The sequence below is a fragment of the Stenotrophomonas sp. YJH_SMC_12-1 genome (assembly GCF_059370935.1).
Genome location: NZ_JCAFUD010000005.1, coordinates 171,708 through 186,152, shown reverse-complemented (window position 1 = coordinate 186,152; position 14,445 = coordinate 171,708). Strand labels below are relative to the sequence as shown.

The window sequence follows — 14,445 nt, the reverse complement described above, 5'->3', positions numbered from 1 at the left end:
ACTCAAGTTGTTGATTTTGAATGACTTTGAAGTGTGGCGATTTTTTGACCAACCCAAGCGTGAGCTCGTCGCCATCGGCCTCCTGCGTTCCCGTCGACCGGTAACGCACAACGTTATCCACAGAACATGTGGATAAGACTGAATCTCCAATGGACACCGATATTTAGGTGACATTTATGATTCGACGAGGGCCCCCCGGCAGTCTCTGGCCCCTGCCATCCGCGCGCGCATGGCCCGTTACACTGGCCCGATGCTTTCACCCATTCCGACCCTGCAGGTCGCCCTGCCCGTCCCGCTGCCGCGCCTGTTCGACTACCTGTCACCAGAGGGCGATGGCCCCACGGTCGCGGTCGGCTGCCGCCTGAAGGTGCCGTTCGGCAACCGCGAGCTGGTCGGCGTAGTGGTGGGGCACGGCCAGACCGATGACGGCCAGGGACTGCGCCAGGCCTTGGCCTGGTGCGACCCGCAACCGCTGCTCCAGGGCGAGCTGTGGCACAGCCTGCAGTGGCTGGCGCGCTACACCCATGCGCCACTGGGCGAGGTGCTGAGCACCGCCCTGCCGGCCCCGCTGCGCCATGGCGACGCCCTGCCCGACACCCATCACTGGGGCTGGCAGCTGACCGCCGAAGGCCGCGCCCAGCGCGAAAAACTGCGCGCCGGCAGCCGCCCCCGGCAGCTGGCCGAGCTGCTGGCCGACGCCATCGTCGATGAGGACGTGCTGGGCGAACGCATGGACGACTGGCGCACCGCCGCGCGCAGCCTGGCCAAGCGCGAGCTGGCCGAACGCGTGGCGCTGCGCGTCGCTCCGCAGCACGCGCAGCCACTGCCTGGCCCCACCCTCAACACGGAGCAGGCAGAGGCCGTGGCGGCGATCAACGCAGTCGAGGGCTTCCAACCGTTCCTGCTGGATGGCGTAACCGGCAGCGGCAAGACCGAGGTCTACCTGCAGGCCATCATCCACTGCCTGGCCCAAGGCAAGCAGGCGCTGGTGCTGGTGCCGGAAATCGGCCTCACCCCGCAGACCCTGGCACGCTTCCGCGGCCGCCTCGGCATCGCCGTGCATGCACTGCATTCGGGGTTGAACGACAACGAGCGCGCCCGGGTCTGGGCGGCGGCTTCGCGCGGCGAAGCACGGGTGATCGTCGGCACCCGCTCGGCGGTGTTCACGCCGCTGCCGCAGGCCGGCCTGCTGATCGTCGACGAGGAGCATGACGGCAGCTACAAGCAGCAGGATGGCATCCGCTACCACGCACGCGATTTCGCCCTGGTCCGGGGCAAGGCGCTGGGCGTTCCGGTGCTGCTGGGCAGCGCTACGCCTTCACTGGAGACGCTGCACAACGCCTATGCCGGGCGCTACACCCACCTGCGCCTGAAGCAGCGTGCCGGTGATGCGCGGCCACCGCGCGTGCGCATCCTTGATGTGCGCAAGCGACCATTGCATGACGGCCTCTCGGCCGACGTGCTGGCCGGCATTGGCGAGCACCTGCAGCGCGGCCAGCAGGTGCTGGTGTTCAAGAACCGCCGTGGCTATGCGCCAGTACTGCTGTGCCACGACTGCGGCTGGACCGCGCCATGCAACCGCTGCGATGCACCGATGACCGTGCATGGCGGCGGTCGTCGCCTGCAGTGCCATCACTGCGGCGCGCGGCAACCGGCGCCGCTGGCATGCCCCGCGTGCGGGAGTCTGGCGCTGCAACCGCAGGGCATCGGCACCGAGCGCCTGGAAGAACATCTCACCGCCGCCTTCGCCGACTTCCCGGTGGTGCGCATCGACCGCAGCACTACCTCGCGACGCGATGCACTGGAACAACAGCTGGCGAAACTGGGCGACCGGCCCGGCATCCTGGTCGGCACGCAGATCCTGGCCAAGGGCCACGACCTGCCCAAGCTGACCCTGGTGGTGGTGGTCGGCATCGACGAGGGCCTGTTCTCCGCCGACTTCCGCGCCAGCGAGAAACTGGCGCAGCAGCTGATCCAGGTCGCCGGTCGCGCCGGACGCGCGCGCGACCCGGGCGAGGTCTGGCTGCAGACGCATCACCCGGGGCACCCACTGCTGGAGACCCTGGTCAGCGGTGGCTACCACCCGTTCGCGCAGGCCGAGTTGAACCAGCGCCAGGCCGCAGGATTCCCGCCGTTCGCGCATCTGGCGCTGATGCGCGCCGAAGCGCAGCAGGTGGAGCATGCCAATGCATTCCTGCTGGCAGCGCGACAGCTGCTGGGCGAGCAGGACGTGGTGGAGGCCTATGGACCCATGCCGGCGCCGATGCCACGGCGCGCCGGCTACCAGCGCGCCCAGCTGCTGCTGTCTGCCGCGCAGCGGCCACCGCTGCACGGGGTGCTTTCGCAACTGGTACCGCAGCTGTATGCGCTGCCGGAAGCACGCAAGGTGCGCTGGTCGCTGGATGTGGATCCGACGGATCTTTATTGAGGGGTCAGAGCCCACCCGTCGGGTGGGATCCGACCCCGATGCCCTGGGGTCGGATCCCTTTTCGCAGAAAAGGGCTCTGACCCCGGACGCTTTCGCTTACGTCAGCGGCGACATCACGCCCCGCTGGTAGGCGGGGCGCTCACGAAGACGGGCGTACCAGTCGGCCAGGTGCGGCAGTTCCGGACGCTGGATCGGCAGTTCGAACCAGGCATAGATCAGCGAGCCCAGCGGGATGTCACCCATCGCGAATGTCTCGCCGGACAGCCACGGCTGCTTGGCCAGGGTGGCATCGGCCATCGCCAGGTAGTCGCCGGCGCGCACGATGGCGGCATTGATCCGCGCTTCGTCGCGGTCGGCCGGAGCGGTGCGCATGATGCCCCAGATCAGGTCGGTGTACAGCGGCGCCATGCGCGAGGTGCTCCAGTCCATCCACTTCTCGGCCTGGGCGCGTTCCATCGGGTCTTCGGCGTACAGCGTGCCCAGCGCGTAGCGCGCACTCAGGTAGCGCACGATGGCGTTCGATTCCCACAGCGGCAGGCCGTGGTCTTCGATCACCGGTACCAGGCCATTGGGATTCATCGCCTGGTATTCCGGCGTCTGCGTGCCGCCGTGGCTGCCACCGACCTCGATGGACTCGTACGGCAGGCCGATTTCCTCGGCACACCACAGCACCTTGCGGACGTTGCTGGAATTGCGACGGCCCCAGATCTTCAACATGCGGTATTCCTTGCTGGCAATGCGAGCGGCAACGATACCCCTGATCGGGCGGGGTGTGTGCATGCCGGATGCGGGATCTGGCGTCCGGGAATTGCCGGCCAGCGGCCGGCACTACCGGTTCCTCGCTGGCCAGCGGCCGGCATTACCGGTTCTTTTTCGGCAGCGCGCGCACGTAGGACGACTTGCCATCCTTCTTCAGTTCGAACAGGCCGATCGCCGCCAGCAGATCGCTGAGCTTGCCGTAGCCGTAGTTGCGCGGGTCGAACGACGCCTGGTTGCCGATCTGGCTGCCGACCGGGCCGAGGTGCGACCAGCCATCCTCGCCCTCGGCCGCGGACACCGCGCGGCGCAGCATCTTCACCAGCCGCGTGTCGCTGCGCATTTCCGCACCGCTCTTGCGCGGGCGCGCATCGTCGTTGGCCACCGGCTCGTTCGAGGCCTGTTCGCTGGAGGCCTGTTCGGTATCCGGCACGCTGGCGTGGGTCTGGCCCAGTGCTTCCAGGTAGGTGAATTTCGAGCACGCGTTGACGAACGGCTCGGGTGTTTTCTTCTCGCCGAAACCGTACACCTTCACGCCATCGGTCAACAGGCGCATCACCATCGGGGTGAAGTCCGCATCGCTGGAGACGATGGCAAAGCCATCCAGGTTGCGCGCGTACAGCAGGTCCATGGCATCGATCACCATCGCCATGTCCGAGGCATTCTTGCCCTTGCTGTAGGCGAACTGCTGGATGGGACGGATCGCATACTCATGCAGCACCGCTTCCCACCCCTTCAGTCGCGGGCTCTTCCAGTTGCCATAGGCGCGGCGCACGTTGGCCACCCCATAGCGGGCCACTTCGGCCAACACCTCGTCGATCTTCGAGGCCGGCGCATTGTCGGCGTCGATCAACAGGGCGATGCGCTTTTCCGGTTCGCTCATGGACTCCTCGCGGGCGGTTGCCTGAACCCGAGTATCGCCGATCCACGCGGGCGCTGACGTGACAGGCGGCCGCCGTGCGAAGATGCCAGGCGCTTCCCCCAATGCCCCCACTGGAGTGAGTCGATGAGTCGCGAGCGCGTTCCCCACCTGGTTGTTGTCGGCGGCGGTTTTGCCGGTCTCTGGGCCACCCGTGCCCTGGCCCGCGAGCGCATACGCATCACCCTGGTCGACCGCCGCAACCATCACCTGTTCCAGCCGCTGCTGTACCAGGTGGCCACTGCGGGCCTGTCCGCGCCGGATATCGCTGCACCACTGCGCCATATCCTCGGCCACCAGCGCAACGTGGAAGTCCGCCTCGGCGAAGTGGTCGCCATCGACAAGCAGGCCCGGCAGATCCGCATGGCCGATGGCAGCACGCTGGACTACGACAGCCTGCTGCTGGCCACCGGCGCCACCCACGCCTACTTCGGCAACGACCAGTGGGCCGATGATGCGCCCGGCCTGAAGACGCTGGACGATGCGATCGCGCTGCGCCGCAAGCTGCTGCTGGCGTTCGAGCGCGCCGAGGCGGAACCGGACCCGGCGAAGAAGGCCGCATGGCTGAGCTTCGCGGTGGTCGGTGGCGGTCCCACCGGTGTTGAACTGGCCGGCACCCTGGCCGAGATCGCGCGGCATACGTTGCGCAACGAATTCCGCCACATCGACCCGGCCAGCGCCAAGGTGCGGCTGGTCGAGGCCGGCCCGCGCGTGCTGTCCTCGTTCCCGGAAGTACTTTCGCTGAAAGCACGCCGCCAGCTGGAAAAGCTGGGCGTGGAAGTGCTGACCGGTACCCCGGTGAGCGACATCGACAGCCAGGGCTTCACGCTCGGTGACCAGTTCGTGCCGGCCCGCACCGTGGTCTGGGCCGCCGGCGTGGCCGCTTCACCGCTGGCGCGCACGCTGGACGTGCCGCTGGACCGCGCCGGCCGCGTGCCGGTGCAACCGGACCTGACCCTGCCCGATCACCCGGAGCTGTTCGTGGCCGGTGACCTGGCCGCACTGAGCCAGGCCGACGGCAAGCCGGTACCCGGCGTGGCACCCGCTGCCAAGCAGATGGGCAAATACGTGGCCGAGGTGATCCGCGCACGCCTGCACGGCAAGCCCGAGCCCGGCCCGTTCAAGTACGCCGACTACGGCAACCTGGCCACCATCGGTCGCATGGCCGCGATCGTGCACCTGGGGCGGCTGCAGCTGTCGGGCGTGCTGGCCTGGTGGTTCTGGCTGGCCGCGCACGTGTTCTTCCTGATCGGCTTCCGCAACCGCATCGTAGTGCTGCTGAACTGGGCCGTGGCGTACTGGAGCTACCAGCGCAGCGCGCGCATCATCTTCGGTGATGACCAGGAAGACCGGCGACCCCGGCGGTAGTGCCGGCCGCTGGCCGGCTGCCGCGCGGTCCGTCCCCTCTCCGCAGGAAAGGGCTCTGACTCCGTCAACATCATCCATGCATGGCGTGGATCTACCGCTTCATCGGGCCGCCGGGCACCCGCCGTTTCGACCATGCGCGGCAGAAGTCCTCCTTCCTTGCGGTGTCGGCAATCTGCGCGGCACTCCAGTTGCGGGTAATCCAGATCGTCAGTGCCGTGCTGCTCAGATGCCAGCGCAGCATGTCGTGCCGTGGCTGCCGCCAAAGATGGCGGCGGGCAATCCAGAACGCCTCCCGTTCCACCTCTGGCACCTTCTTCTTCATCGCGTCGTCGTCGAAGAACTGCGCGGCGAAACTCCAGGGATTCATCGGCTGAAATCCTGTTCGCGGTTCACTGCTGCACGCAGCCACACCACTGGGCGCACGGTCTGCTGGCTTCGGCCAACCGCCCACCAGGGCAAGCCCGAGCAGGTACAGCAGGCCAGGCAGCAGTGCGATGCCGGCGGCCAGTACGACGACGGAGACCCATGCCTTACCGGCGGCACGCATCGTGCTCACTTCGCCTTCGGTTTCGGGTACCACAACGCGTTGACGATGACCCAGCGCTGGTCGAAGCGCCCCATGTGGAAGTAATCGACGAACCACGGCGTTTCCAATCGCACCGAGGCGGCATTGCCGGTCACGTCCAGCACCGTGCAGCGGCGGTCCCATTGATCCTTCGGGGTCTTCAACGCGCCCTGCTTCGTCAGCGCGACCAGTTCTTCCTTCGACATGCGGCGCAGGCCCAGCCGCTCGTCGGGCGTATCGCCGAGGACCGCGCGCTTGGCCAGGTCCGGGTGCAGGGAGCGGGCGACGCGCTGCGGGTCGGCCTCCAGCTGGCCGTCGACGTAGTCATGGCAGGTGGCTTCGATGGCCGCGAGGGTGGCCGGGTCGGCAGCGGGACTGGTTGACGCGGAGAGAGCGAACAACAGGGCGACGGTGGACATCCGGGTCTCCAGCGCTGAGGGCTGGGCGATCATCGCATGGCGGCACAGAGGCATCCATGTATGCCATGGATCTACAGGGACCCAGCATCCACCGCCTGCAGCCAGGCCAGCTTGCGTTCCCGCGGCTGCTGCTTGAGCTGCCATTCGGCCCGCGAGGCGGCGGCCCGGTCCGGGTACTCGCGCACGGCCAGCACGCGCAGCGGCGGCCGGGCCCGGGTGTAGCGCGCGCCCTTGCCGGCCTGGTGGGCGGCAAAACGCGCGTCCACGTCGGTGCTGATGCCGGCGTAATAGCTGCCATCGCGACATTCGAGCAGGTACAGGAACCACGGGCGGAGGGACGGGGCCATGCCCGGATTATGCCGTGCTGCACTGCAGCGGATATACTGGCGCCCGAATGCAGGAGAGAGGCGCCGCGCTGGCGCCCGCCGAAGGCGCAGGCTCCCATGATCGCTCAGGCCGGTGGGCTGGAATCCCACCAACCATGCATTCGACTCGCCGAGCTGGAGAGAGGTCACCGGGCATGCCCGGGACGATCCGCCGAAGGGGCACGCGGCCCATGCCGCTGAACTCTCAGGCAAAAGGACAGCGGGAGCGGCACCGGTCATCGTCATCCCGTCATTGCGCAGGCAGTGGCGGTAGTCGCGCATGGCCGGCCCCACCGCGCCCGGAGCCTGCCCAATGCTGCTGTCCATCATCTACCTGATCGCCATTTCCGCCGAAGCCATGACCGGCGCGCTGGCCGCCGGCCGCCGCCGCATGGACCTGTTCGGCGTGGTCATGATCGCCTGCGTCACCGCCCTCGGTGGTGGATCACTGCGCGACATCCTGCTCGGCCACTACCCGCTGGGCTGGGTGAAGCATCCGGAGTACCTGGGCTTCACCGTATGCGCGGCGCTGATCGCCACTTGGGTGGCGCGCTGGATGCACCACTTCCGCCGCACCTTCCTGGTGCTCGATGGCCTGGGCCTGATCGCCTTCACCCTGATCGGCTGCTCGATTGCGCGCGAAGCCGGCCATGCGATGCCGATCGTGCTGATCGCCGGCATGTTGACCGGCGCGTTCGGCGGCGTGCTGCGCGACATCCTCTGCAACGAGGTGCCGCTGATCTTCCAGAAGGAGCTGTACGCGATCATCGCGCTGCTGACCGGCGCGGCCTACCTGTTGCTGCTGCACTGGGGCGTGGCCGACGCCACCGCGATCCTGTGCTGCCTCGGCGGCGGCTTCGCGCTACGCCTGCTGGCGATCCACTACCGCTGGGAAATGCCGAAGTTCGTGTACCACGACGAAGTGCATTGAGGTTCGCGCGGCGGAATCCGCACCACCCCGGCGATGTACCTGGCGCTGTCGCTCATGCGCAGCGCCAGGCGCATCGCCGGTGCAGATGGGCCGGTCTCCAACTCCGACCGGCCCTGATCGCGGCCGCACCCCCGCAGGCGCTGGCCGCCATCCACACACGTGCCGCACTCAAGCGGCTTCGGACACCTTCACGTCGCGACGGGCGCGCACGGCCGCGGCCAGTCGCTCCAGCACCGTCACGGTGGTGTCCCAGTCGATGCAGCCATCGGTGATGCTCTGCCCGTAGACCAGCGGTTGGCCTTCCACCAGTTCCTGGCGACCACCGACCAGATGGCTCTCGATCATCACACCGACGATGCGCTGTTCACCGTCTTCCAACTGAACGGCGATGTCCTCGATCACCTTCGGCTGGTTGTCCGGATTCTTCAGGCTGTTGGCATGGCTGGCGTCGATCATCAGACGAGTCGGCAGCTTGGCCTTGGCCAGCGCCTGGCAGGCCTCGGCGACACTGCCTGCATCGTAGTTCGGCTGCTTGCCGCCGCGCAGGATCACATGGCAATCCGGGTTGCCAGTGGTCGACACGATGGCGGTGCCGCCCTGCTTGGTGACCGACAGGAAGTGATGCGGATTGGAGGCCGCACCCACCGCGTCGGCGGCGATCTTCACGTTGCCATCGGTGCCGTTCTTGAAGCCGACCGGGCACGACAGCCCCGAGGCCAGTTCGCGGTGCACCTGGCTTTCGGTGGTGCGCGCACCAATGGCGCCCCAGGCCACCAGATCGGCGATGTACTGCGGCGAGATCACGTCGAGGAACTCGACACCGGCCGGCAGGCCGAGCTTGTTGATGTCGCGCAGCAGGCCACGGGCAATGCGCAGGCCCTTGTCGATCCTGAAGCTGCCATCCAGGTCCGGGTCGTTGATCAGGCCCTTCCAGCCCACCGTGGTGCGCGGCTTCTCGAAGTACACGCGCATCACGATTTCAAGTTCCCCGGCCAGCGCGTCACGCAGCGGCTTCAGGCGCTGGGCGTACTCGATGGCGGCCTTCGGGTCGTGGATCGAGCATGGGCCAACCACCACCGCCAGGCGGTCGTCACGGCCATGCAGGATCTGGTGCAGGGCCGCGCGCGAGGCGCTGACGGTGTCGGAGGCTTCATCGTCACACGGCAGCATCGCCAGCAGCTGGGCAGGCGGTGTCAGCGGTTCGATGGTGCGGATACGCAGGTCGTCGGTGTGCGGGGGCATTGGGGGAGGTCTCCGGAACGTTGGGGGTCCCCAGCGTGGCGGCATGAAAAAAGCCGCCAGGTTCGCTGGCGGCTTTCGGGAATGCGTCTGAAGCTTTCTTCAGGGTGAGCGCAGTCCTTCCTCCGCCAATGGCTTCGGAAAGTAATACCAGTAAAAGCGGGTGGCGGCTGCGTTCATGGGTTGTATTGATAGCACAGCTTTTGCGCAGTGCAAAATGTTTCATCCGCAACTGGGGACGCGGTTCAGCGAGATGCGCGCCGGCCCTGCCCACGCGGCGGCAACCACGCAACGTCGCTCATTTGCCATGCACTTCCACATCCAGTAGCAGGCCCTCATGGATGTCGGCCCAGCGTTCCAGCACGCGATCCAGTTCCTGCCGGGCCTCGTCCAGCTGCTCGGGGTTGAGCAGGGAACGCGCGGTGTAGAGATCGGAAACCAAGCGCCGCAGGGCCGATTCCTGGATGGCCACCGACGGCCCCTCCAGCCCCGGCAACTGCAACGCCGGGCTGTCGCCAAGAGGGCCGAACAGCGTGACCTGGAGCGTGCTCTGCATGATCGACCTTCCTGCGGATGGACATGGGCAATGTCCTGTTTACCGCGTCTGGGTGACAGGCGCATGTGCCACCCATGCCCAGCACGGAATCTGCCGGCGTCTGCCGCGCCGCTACAAGGCGGCCAGGTCGGCAAGGTGCTGGGCCATGCTGTCCATCGCGCCTACCGCCTGGGTGGTGGTGAAGTACTCATGCCAGCCGGTAGCGGCAATGCCGGCCATCAACGCATCGACCTCCTCGCGGCTTGCGCAGCGCCAGACCGCATAGAACTGCTCATCGCTGCCGTGCGGTACGCCCGAGGCAATGCGGCCCATCGCCAGCGGCGTGATGCGGACCGGATCGAACTGCTGCATGCCGGCGCCGATACGGGCGAAGAAGGCGTTCCGCTGCTCGGGCGGAAGTGTGGTCCAGGCAGGGGTGGCGGTGTAGAGCTCGATGAAGGTGTGCGACATGGTGGTTCTTCCTTGAGGGTTCGGGGGTTGCCGGCCAGCGGCCGCCACTACCGGAGCGAGCGCAGCGCGCGTTTGCGGATGTAGGCGTTGGCGTCGCTGTGGCGCTCATGCTGCCAACGCGTACACAGCTGGCGCAGCCACTGCGGCTGAGTCTTGCCGGCATCGTTGAGCCAATTTCCGACCGAATCCTGCACATAGCGTTCCGGATCGTCGGCCAGTGCTTCCAGCAGCGCGGATGCATGTTCCGGGTGCTGCTTGAACAGTGCGATATGCGTGGCCCAGACACCGCGCGGACGCAGTGCTTCGCAGGCGAAGCGGCGCAGGTACGGCGATGTTTCCTGTGACCACGATTGCAGGTGCTCCAGCGCCTGCAGTGGTGCGGCAACGATGTCCGTGCGTAGTGCCAGCCACGCCCATTCGCGCACACCGAAATGGGGGTCATCGGCCAGTGTGCGCATCTGCTGCAGCTTCCCTGCCAGCGTTGCGCGGGCATCGCTGCCGATCAGGTAGCAGGCCCAGCCGCGCACGGTATCGGAGCTGTGATGCTGCCAGAGCGCAGGCGCCCCCTGCCCCGCCTCACGCAGCAGTTGCGCAGCCAGGGCCATGCGCAGCGTGATGCCCTTGCCTGAGGCGTCCCGCATGCGTTGCAGCGCCTCCGGTGCAAGCGCAGGCGCCACCACCTGCAGCAGCGCGGCAAAATCCACTGCCAGGCATTCTGCCAGATGGGTGGCGGGGACGCGGCCGGTGTTGAGTGCTTGCCGGCGTTCCGCAGGAATGGACGTGCTCATGCTGCGGATTCCCGCCCGGCGTCCGTGTGCTGCCAGACCTTGTGCAGCAGCTGTGACAGCTGCTGCTGTTCATCAGCATCCAGGCCGTTGAACAGCCCACCGATCCATTGCGTGTGCTGCTCGAACAGCGATTCGGCCAAACGCTTTCCCGGTGCGGTCAGCACGATCTGCAGGCGGCGGCCATCCCCGTCATCGTTGCGACGCTGCAGCAGGCCTTCGCGCTGCAGGCCATCGAGCAGGCCGCTGATGGTGGCGCGGGTCACGCCGGCGCGCTCGGCCAGCACATGCGGCGGCAGTGCGCCACCGGCCCCGTGCAACAGGAACAGCACGATGAAGCGACCCTCGCTGAGCCCATGCGGTGCCAGCCGCGCGGCGCAGTCGCGATCGATCGACGAGGACAGCGAGAGCAGCTGGAAACACAGGCGCAGCGGCGCGATGTTGGCGTGACCGCGTCGCTGCGCTTCCTCGATCAGGGCATGGTGCTTGGCTTCGATCATCTCACGCACGTGATATGGTTAGGCGCCTAATCATACAGCCAAACAGCCGCTGCCTGTAAACCACAGCCGATATCAGGTGAACTTTCCCAGCAGCAGGCACGCAATCAGCCCGCCGCCCTCCCGGTGCAGCAGCTGCAGTTCGCCCGCGTGCCGCCTCGCCACATTGGCGGCCACTGCCAGCCCAAGTCCCGCTCCACCGGTGGTGCGACTACGAGAACGCTCGCTGCGCTGGAACGGTTGCAGCAGGCGTACTCGGTCGCCCTCGGCGATACCTGGGCCCCGATCCATCACCTCCAGCTGGACCCCTCGCTCAACCACGGCAAGCCGCAGTTCCATCGCCCCGGCATAGCGATCGGCATTGTCGATAAGGTTGTCGAACGCGCGCCGAAGCAGCAACGCGTCGCCGTGCCAGGGCAGACTGTCCGGCCCCTGGATGGAGATCTCGACACCGCGCAGCAACGCTGCCTGCACGCACTCCTCCAGCAGCGCGGCCAGATCCAGCGGGCGCATCTGCAACGGCTGCAGTTCACCGCGTGCGTAATCGAGCACCTGCTCGATCATCGTGTCCATGCGCTCGATGTCCGCCACCATCCGGGCCGCCTGTGGTGTGGGCGCGAACTCGGCGCGCAGTCGCAGGCCGGTCAATGGTGTGCGCAGGTCGTGCGCCACTGCAGCCAGCATATGGGTCATGTCCTGGGCCTGCGCACGCAGGCGCTCTCGACCGGTGCCGATCGCGGCGGCCAGCATCTGTACCTCGCGCGGGCCATCATCCGGCAGGGGCGTGTCGGCTTGCAGGTCCACGCGTGCACTGGCATCGGCCAAGCGTCGTAGTGGACGCCCCAGCCGGATCGATGCCCACGCCGCCAGCGGCGCCAGCAACACGGCACCGCCCAGCAGCGCCAGTATCACCTGTCGCCGCCAAGCTGCCAGATCACTGTGATCGCTGCCGACCACCCGCCAGCGGCCATCGGCCTGGCGCACGCCCAGTTCAAACGGCGGCCATTGCATCGCGGTCAGCAGCGCGGCCTGCGCCTTCAGTACACCGACCCGCGCCGTGCCGTCGAGCACCGCGCCGCCTTCGATGACCTGCACATCAGGCGCCTTGCCCTGTCCGCTCCAGACCAGGCGCACCTCCTTCGCCGGCAAACCCATCTGCAGCGCCGCCAACTGGGTGAGCCAGTCACTGGCACTGCCCTGTGGTGGCGCATCCTGCGTCGCCAGATGCAGGCCCAGTGGTGCCGCGGCCTGTTCCCCCCGCAGCACCTGCACGGCCTGGTCCAACCGCATCGGTGGCGGCGCGGGCCGAGGCATCCAGCCAACCACGGCCACGCTGACCAGTGTCGCCAGCAGCAGGCTGGCCAGGGCCAGCATCGTGATCCAACGCGCGGTCGGCCACCGGCTGCTCACAGCACCTGTACCTCGGCGTGGAAGCGATAGCCTTCGCCACGCGATGTCTGCACCAGGGCTTCCGCACCGGGTGAGGCCTGCCCGAGCTTGCGGCGCAGGCGGCTGATCGCCAGGTCGACCGCGCGGTCGACGCTGTCACTCGGTTCGCCACGGCTCAGCTGCAGCAGCTGCTCGCGCCCCAGCACCCGCCCGGGGCGTTCGGCCAGCGCCAGCAACAGGCTGAATTCACCACGGCTGAGCACCAGCTCGTTCCCATCCGGCGCCAGCAGGCGACGTTGTTCCGGCAGCAACCGCCAACCAGAAAAGCGCAGTTCACTGGCTACCTGCGCGCGCAGCTTGTCCTGCCGGCGCAGCAGCGCGCGTACCCGCGCCAGCAGCTCGCGCGGGTCGAACGGCTTGGCCAGGTAGTCGTCCGCGCCCATCTCCAGGCCGATCACCCTGTCCGGTGCGCTGCCCATCGCCGACAGCATCAGGATCGGAATGGCCCGTGCCTGCAGCCGGCGGCAGACCGACAGGCCATCCTCACCGGGCATCATCCAGTCGAGGATGATCACGTCCGGGCGATCGACCTGCAGCAGCACGTCCAGCGCCGTCGCGTCCGCTGCCACCCGTACCTGGTAGCCATGCAGCAACAGGCAATCGGCGATGGCATCACGGATGCTGGCGTCGTCATCGACAACGATGACACGGGCGGGAGTCGTCATGCAGGCAGTATCAGGCAGGTCTGTATCAGGACGGTATCAACGCCGATGTTCCCGCGATACGCGGCTGCGCGCCAATGGTCACCCATGATCACTGCGGAGACCTGCCTTGCGCCTCATCCCATTCGTCCTGCTTGCTGCCCCGCTGGCTGCGCTGGCGTCCGATTCCCCCAAACACATCCTGCCGATGTGGATGCAGGGCGGTCATCCGGCCGTGGCCGTGTCGCTGGACGGGCGTGCCGAACCGCTGCGCTTCGTGGTCGACAGCGCGGCAGGCGCCACGCTGGTCGATGACCGCGTCGTGCGGCGCTACGGTCTGGGAGATGCGGATGCGGAGGTATCACGGGCCCAAGGGGCAAGTGCAGCCTCCGCGCGGCTGCAGCGCATACGCAGAACGTCCTGGCAGCTGGGCAGTTGGCAGCTGCAGGCCCAAGCCATGAAGGTCGATCTGTCGTCGTTGCCGAAGGACGATGATCCGGCCATTGACGGCTTGATCGGCAACGATCTGACCGGACGCTGGGATACCCGTTGGGACTTCGGCCGCAATCAACTGGCGCTGTGGACACCCGGCGGATTGAACCTGGAAGGACCGGGTTGCCAGCCCAATGCGCTGCCCGGACGCACTGACGGCCTGCGCCAGTTCGGCTTCATCATGCTTGCACTGGGCGCGCCCGCGGTGGACGCCATCGCCGTGGTCGACACCGGTGCCGCGCAGACCGTCCTCAACGCCGAAGCAGCCCGCGCACTGGGGCTGCGCACCGACGGCAGCGACGCACGGGTGCGGGTGCGTGAAAAGGGCACCGAAGGCCTGGGCGGCGGAAAGCAGGCAACCTGGCTGTACACCCTGCCCGGCATGGCCGGCAACGGCTGGCAGCACCCCTCGATGGAGGTCCGCATCAGCGAACTGCCAGTGTTCAAGGCGATCGGCCTGGAGGGCCGGCCGGCGCTGATCCTTGGTGCGGATGCAATGCGCGGCGGCCAGGTGGACATCGGTGCCGGCGCGTCCCGGATCTGCCTGCGCCGGCCGCAGGCCAGCTGACATCCGGCAATGACGCC

At 67.5% G+C, this 14,445-nt stretch carries 16 protein-coding genes and 2 riboswitches; of the genes, 4 read left to right on the top strand and 12 right to left on the bottom strand.

The window, feature by feature from the left end; all coding sequences use genetic code 11:
- Positions 1-250: 250 nt before the first annotated feature.
- Complete coding sequence (locus tag AC5P8Y_RS11180) at positions 251-2,428, top strand: primosomal protein N' (RefSeq protein ID WP_049402294.1); 2,178 nt, start codon at positions 251-253, stop codon at positions 2,426-2,428.
- A 96-nt stretch (positions 2,429-2,524) separates the two neighbouring features.
- Here AC5P8Y_RS11180 and AC5P8Y_RS11175 read toward each other — a convergent pair whose 3' ends face one another.
- Together AC5P8Y_RS11175 and AC5P8Y_RS11170 are read right to left on the bottom strand one after the other, a co-directional pair.
- Positions 2,525-3,145: a glutathione S-transferase family protein gene (locus tag AC5P8Y_RS11175; RefSeq protein ID WP_005414615.1), complete on the bottom strand. Its 621-nt coding sequence runs from the start codon at positions 3,143-3,145 to the stop codon at positions 2,525-2,527.
- Positions 3,146-3,287: 142 nt separating this feature from the next.
- Complete coding sequence (locus AC5P8Y_RS11170) at positions 3,288-4,067, bottom strand: NYN domain-containing protein (RefSeq protein ID WP_005411210.1); 780 nt, start codon at positions 4,065-4,067, stop codon at positions 3,288-3,290.
- A 123-nt stretch (positions 4,068-4,190) separates the two neighbouring features.
- Here AC5P8Y_RS11170 and AC5P8Y_RS11165 point away from each other — a divergent pair, with 123 nt between their 5' ends.
- Entirely contained in the window at positions 4,191-5,471 is a 1,281-nt protein-coding gene (locus AC5P8Y_RS11165) for an NAD(P)/FAD-dependent oxidoreductase (RefSeq protein ID WP_012481378.1), read from the top strand.
- 91 nt (positions 5,472-5,562) lie between these two features.
- Here AC5P8Y_RS11165 and AC5P8Y_RS11160 read toward each other — a convergent pair whose 3' ends face one another.
- The 3 genes from AC5P8Y_RS11160 to AC5P8Y_RS11150 all read right to left on the bottom strand — a co-directional run bounded on the left by AC5P8Y_RS11160 (position 5,563) and on the right by AC5P8Y_RS11150 (position 6,802).
- Positions 5,563-6,018 (bottom strand): hypothetical protein, encoded by a 456-nt coding sequence (locus tag AC5P8Y_RS11160; RefSeq protein WP_049450292.1) that lies wholly within the window; start codon positions 6,016-6,018, stop codon positions 5,563-5,565.
- A gap of 5 nt (positions 6,019-6,023) precedes the next feature.
- The gene (locus AC5P8Y_RS11155) at positions 6,024-6,455 is read right to left on the bottom strand and encodes a nuclear transport factor 2 family protein (RefSeq protein WP_005411213.1); all 432 of its coding nucleotides are present in this window, start codon (positions 6,453-6,455) and stop codon (positions 6,024-6,026) included.
- Positions 6,456-6,526: 71 nt separating this feature from the next.
- On the bottom strand, positions 6,527-6,802 hold the full coding sequence (locus tag AC5P8Y_RS11150) for a GIY-YIG nuclease family protein (RefSeq protein WP_005411214.1): 276 nt from the start codon (positions 6,800-6,802) through the stop codon (positions 6,527-6,529).
- A 40-nt stretch (positions 6,803-6,842) separates the two neighbouring features.
- A riboswitch (glycine riboswitch) is annotated at positions 6,843-6,932 on the top strand.
- A 13-nt stretch (positions 6,933-6,945) separates the two neighbouring features.
- Positions 6,946-7,051: riboswitch (glycine riboswitch) on the top strand.
- 82 nt (positions 7,052-7,133) lie between these two features.
- Here AC5P8Y_RS11150 and AC5P8Y_RS11145 point away from each other — a divergent pair.
- Complete coding sequence (locus AC5P8Y_RS11145) at positions 7,134-7,751, top strand: trimeric intracellular cation channel family protein (protein ID WP_033835258.1); 618 nt, start codon at positions 7,134-7,136, stop codon at positions 7,749-7,751.
- A 168-nt stretch (positions 7,752-7,919) separates the two neighbouring features.
- Here AC5P8Y_RS11145 and AC5P8Y_RS11140 read toward each other — a convergent pair whose 3' ends face one another.
- The 7 genes from AC5P8Y_RS11140 to AC5P8Y_RS11110 all read right to left on the bottom strand — a co-directional run bounded on the left by AC5P8Y_RS11140 (position 7,920) and on the right by AC5P8Y_RS11110 (position 13,392).
- The gene (locus AC5P8Y_RS11140) at positions 7,920-8,993 is read right to left on the bottom strand and encodes a 3-deoxy-7-phosphoheptulonate synthase (RefSeq protein WP_005411216.1); all 1,074 of its coding nucleotides are present in this window, start codon (positions 8,991-8,993) and stop codon (positions 7,920-7,922) included.
- Between the two features lie 295 nt (positions 8,994-9,288).
- On the bottom strand, positions 9,289-9,546 hold the full coding sequence (locus tag AC5P8Y_RS11135; protein WP_005411217.1) for a hypothetical protein: 258 nt from the start codon (positions 9,544-9,546) through the stop codon (positions 9,289-9,291).
- A gap of 111 nt (positions 9,547-9,657) precedes the next feature.
- Positions 9,658-9,996, bottom strand: coding sequence for a DUF6616 family protein (locus AC5P8Y_RS11130; protein ID WP_005411218.1), 339 nt, complete (start codon positions 9,994-9,996; stop codon positions 9,658-9,660).
- 47 nt (positions 9,997-10,043) lie between these two features.
- Positions 10,044-10,784, bottom strand: a complete 741-nt coding sequence (locus tag AC5P8Y_RS11125) for a DNA alkylation repair protein (RefSeq protein ID WP_049430234.1) — start codon at positions 10,782-10,784, stop codon at positions 10,044-10,046.
- Complete coding sequence (locus tag AC5P8Y_RS11120) at positions 10,781-11,281, bottom strand: MarR family winged helix-turn-helix transcriptional regulator (RefSeq protein WP_005414623.1); 501 nt, start codon at positions 11,279-11,281, stop codon at positions 10,781-10,783. The genes AC5P8Y_RS11125 and AC5P8Y_RS11120 overlap by 4 nt, the downstream gene beginning before the upstream one ends.
- Before the next feature lie 72 nt (positions 11,282-11,353).
- Positions 11,354-12,652 carry a sensor histidine kinase gene (locus AC5P8Y_RS11115; protein WP_033835267.1) on the bottom strand — a complete coding sequence of 433 codons (1,299 nt, stop codon included), beginning with the start codon at positions 12,650-12,652 and terminating at the stop codon, positions 11,354-11,356.
- 32 nt (positions 12,653-12,684) lie between these two features.
- Complete coding sequence (locus AC5P8Y_RS11110; RefSeq protein ID WP_005411222.1) at positions 12,685-13,392, bottom strand: response regulator; 708 nt, start codon at positions 13,390-13,392, stop codon at positions 12,685-12,687.
- A gap of 106 nt (positions 13,393-13,498) precedes the next feature.
- Between AC5P8Y_RS11110 and AC5P8Y_RS11105 the strand changes: the two genes are divergently transcribed.
- Complete coding sequence (locus AC5P8Y_RS11105) at positions 13,499-14,428, top strand: aspartyl protease family protein (RefSeq protein ID WP_111108780.1); 930 nt, start codon at positions 13,499-13,501, stop codon at positions 14,426-14,428.
- Positions 14,429-14,445 lie beyond the last annotated feature (17 nt).